This is a genomic window from Mesorhizobium sp. M4A.F.Ca.ET.050.02.1.1, from assembly GCF_003997725.1.
Classification (GTDB): domain Bacteria; phylum Pseudomonadota; class Alphaproteobacteria; order Rhizobiales; family Rhizobiaceae; genus Mesorhizobium.
The window spans coordinates 1-3,358 of the sequence record NZ_RZSG01000663.1 but is presented as its reverse complement, the minus strand read 5'-3'; the positions used below and the strand labels follow the sequence as shown (position 1 = coordinate 3,358).

Sequence of the window (3,358 nt, the reverse complement as noted above, 5' to 3'; positions counted from 1 at the left end):
CCCCGAGGGCGGCGCCAGTTCCGATCCTTTTCGTCATCGTCGTCTCCGTTGGGGCGCCGCCTGGGATCGGCCCCGTCGATTGCGTGTTAGGTCAAAACAAAAAAGCTGCCGGCCAGGTCGCTCGCGTCCGTCCATCCGGGATCGCGTGTTGACCTGATCGGCAGCTTTGCCTGTGGCGCCCGCCATTGGACGCCGTGTCTCTTGGTCCTGCGGACCTAAATTCCTAAAAGCAGGAAGCGTGCCAATTCGACAACGCTCAAAATTATCAAATAAAATCAATGCCGAACCGCAGCCGCGCGGCTTTTGAAGAGCCCGACGGCGGATCAAAGATTAGTCAGAACGCCTTGCACGGCAGCATAAAATTTGTGCAGTGCGGCAGATTGCCTACTGCCGATGCATTGCCTATTGCCGACGGAAACGCGCTTTCCGGTCATGGCGCTACTCCGCGGCCTCGACGAAGCGGTGGCGCTCATAGAGGAACTTCAGCACAGCCTCGCGGCAGCGCAGGAAGGTGCGGTCCGAGGCAAGCTCGATGCGTCGGCGCGGCCGGGCGAGCGGCACGGCAAGCACCTCGCCGATGGTTGCCGCCGGGCCGTTGGTCATCATCACGATGCGGTCGGACAGAAGCACCGCCTCGTCGACATCGTGGGTAATCATGATCATGGTCGTGCCGAGCCGGGCGTGGATGTCCATCACCGCGTCCTGGAGGTGGGCGCGGGTCAGCGCGTCGAGCGCGCCGAACGGCTCGTCGAGCAGCAGGATCTTCGGCTGCATGGCGAGCGCGCGGGCAATGCCGACGCGCTGCTTCATGCCACCGGATATCTCGGCCGGGCGCTTGTCCCTGGCATGCGCCATCTGCACGAGATCGAGGTTGCGCATGATCCACTCATGCCGCTCGGCCCGGCTTTTGGTGCGGCCGAAGACCTTGGAGACGGCAAGGTTGATGTTCTCGTAGACGGTGAGCCACGGCAGCAGCGAATGGTTCTGGAACACCACGGCGCGCTCAGGTCCCGGGCTGTCGACCTCCCTGTCCTCGAGCAGCACGGCGCCCGAGGAGACCCTGGTCAGCCCGGCGATGAGGTTGAGCAAGGTCGACTTGCCGCAGCCCGAATGGCCGATGATGGAGACGAACTCGCCCCTGTCGATGGTGAGCCTGATATCCTTCAGCACCTCGCTGACCTGGCCGCCGCGGGCGAAGGATTTGTCCATATGGTCGAGCTTCAGATAGGCGGTCATGGCGCCCTCCTCACTTTGCCGTTGTGCCGCGGGTGACGAAGGCGCCGACCGCCGCGACCAGCCGGTCGAGGCAGAAGCCGGTGACGCCGATATAGACGAGCGCGACGATGATGTCGGGCAGCCGCGAGGAGTTCCACGCGTCCCAGATGAAGAAGCCGATGCCGACACCGCCGGTCAGCATCTCGGCGGCGACGATGGCGAGCCAGGAGAGCCCGACGCCGATCCTCAGGCCGGTGAAGATGTAGGGGGCGGCCGCCGGCACCATGATCTTGACGAAGAACTCGAGCTGGTTGAGCCGCAGGATGCGGGCGACGTTGCGGTAATCCTCCGGGATGTTGCGGACGCCGACGGCTGTATTGATGATCACCGGCCAGATCGAGGTGATGAAGATTACGAACAGCGCCGACGGATTGGAATCGCGGAAGGCGGCGAGCGACAGCGGCAGCCAGGCGAGCGGCGGCACGGTCCGCAGGATCTGGAACACAGGATCGAGGCCGCGCATCGCCCACACCGACTGGCCGACCAGCGCGCCCAGCGCCACGCCGACCACCGCAGCCATGCCGAAGCCGATGGCGACGCGCTGCAGCGAGATCAGCACCCGCCAGGCAAGGCCGATGTCCTGCGGGCCGTTGTCGAAGAACGGATGCGCGATCAGGTCATAGGCCTCGCTCCACACCTGGCTCGGCGGCGGCAGGCTGGCCGTCGGCGACGAGCAGGCGACCTGCCAGACGACGAGCAGCACGAGGATGACAACGGCCGGCGGCACCAGCGCCGTCGCCAGCTTGCCGGCAACCGCCAGCGGGTCGATGCGGCGCCTCGCCTTTGCGGTGAAGGCGATCACCTCGGCGGGCTTTACAGGAAACGCCTTCACCTTGGTGTCCTCGACGGTTTGGATGGACATGTCTTCGCGAAGCTCCGTGGGGTCAGTGGCGACAACGGCGCGAGCGCCGTTGCGCTTGGGGCGGTGCCGGCGACAAACGGCGCTTTGGCGCCGTTTGCGCTTTGGCGACGACGGCGTGCTGCGCCGTCGCGCCTAAGCAGAAGCCTTGATCTTCAGGCTGTCGAGATAGGCTGACGGGTTGGCCGGGTCGAAGGTCTTGCCGTCGAAGAAGGTCTCGACGCCGCGCGACGAGGAGGCCGGGATGTCGCTTGCCGCGACGCCCAGATCCTTCGCCGCCTCGCGCCACAGATCCTCGCGGTTGACCTGGTCGACCAGCGCCTTGATGTCGGTGGTCGGCGCGAACTTGCCCCAGCGGATGTTCTCGGCGAGGAACCAGGCATCATGGCTCTTGAAGGGGTAGGAAACCCCGCCCTTCCAGAACTTCATGTAGAGGTCGGTGCCCTTGGCGACGCGGTCGTTGCCGTAGTTGATGTCGCCCTTCAGGCGGCCGATGATGTCGGCGACCGGCACGTTCATCCATTGCCGCTTGCCGATGATGGAGGCCATCTCCTCCTTGTTCTCCATCGCCTCGCACCATTGCTGTGCTTCCATGACGGCCATCAGGATCGCCTTGGTGGCGTTCGGATATTTCTCGATGAAGGCGGCGCGCAGGCCGAGCGCCTTTTCCGGATGACCCTTCCACAGCTCTCCCGTGGTGGCGGCGGTGAAGCCTATACCCTGGTGGACGAGCTGCTCGTTCCACGGCTCGCCGACGCAGAACACGTCCATGTTGCCGACCTTCATGTTGGCCACCATCTGCGGCGGCGGCACGACGATGGTCGAGACGTCCTTGTCGGGATCGATGCCGCCAGCGGCCAGCCAGTAGCGTATCCAGAGGTCATGCGTGCCGCCCGGGAAGGTCATGGCGGCCTTGACCTCCTTGCCGGCGGCCTTCTTGGCGGCGAAGGCCTCCTTCAGCTTGGAGGCGTCGAGGCCGACGCCGGTGGCGGCGTATTCCTGGGCGACTGAAATGCCCTGGCAGTCGTAGTTCAGCCGCGCCACGATCGCCATCGGCATCGGCTGCTTGTTCTGCGTCACCTTGCCGGTATGCATGAGGTAGGGCATCGGCGTCAGGATATGGGCGCCGTCGATGCCGTTGGCCTCGCCGCCGAGCACCAGATTGTCGCGCGTCGCGCCCCAGGAGGCCTGCTTCAGCACCTCGACATCGGGCATGCCGTATTT

Annotated in this window: 3 protein-coding genes; all 3 read right to left on the bottom strand. The window is 65.0% G+C overall.

The annotated features are described in order from the left end of the window. Nucleotides 1-438: 438 nt before the first annotated feature. Nucleotides 439-1,236 (bottom strand): ABC transporter ATP-binding protein, encoded by a 798-nt coding sequence (locus EOA33_RS28940; protein ID WP_127407201.1) that lies wholly within the window; start codon nt 1,234-1,236, stop codon nt 439-441. Nucleotides 1,237-1,246: 10 nt separating this feature from the next. Then, a complete protein-coding gene (gene ntrB, locus EOA33_RS28935; protein ID WP_127407200.1) occupies nt 1,247-2,137 on the bottom strand; it encodes a nitrate ABC transporter permease in 891 nt (296 codons plus the stop codon). Nucleotides 2,138-2,269: 132 nt separating this feature from the next. Then, nucleotides 2,270-3,358 (bottom strand): CmpA/NrtA family ABC transporter substrate-binding protein (locus tag EOA33_RS28930; RefSeq protein WP_127407199.1); only part of this gene is annotated, 1,089 nt, incomplete at its 5' end.

What these genes read in the sequence shown, in the direction of transcription:
- EOA33_RS28940 (WP_127407201.1), bottom strand. Translation starts at nt 1,236, where the DNA reads ATGACCGCCTATCTGAAGCTCGACCATATGGACAAATCCTTCGCCCGC.
- ntrB (WP_127407200.1), bottom strand. Translation starts at nt 2,137, where the DNA reads ATGTCCATCCAAACCGTCGAGGACACCAAGGTGAAGGCGTTTCCTGTA.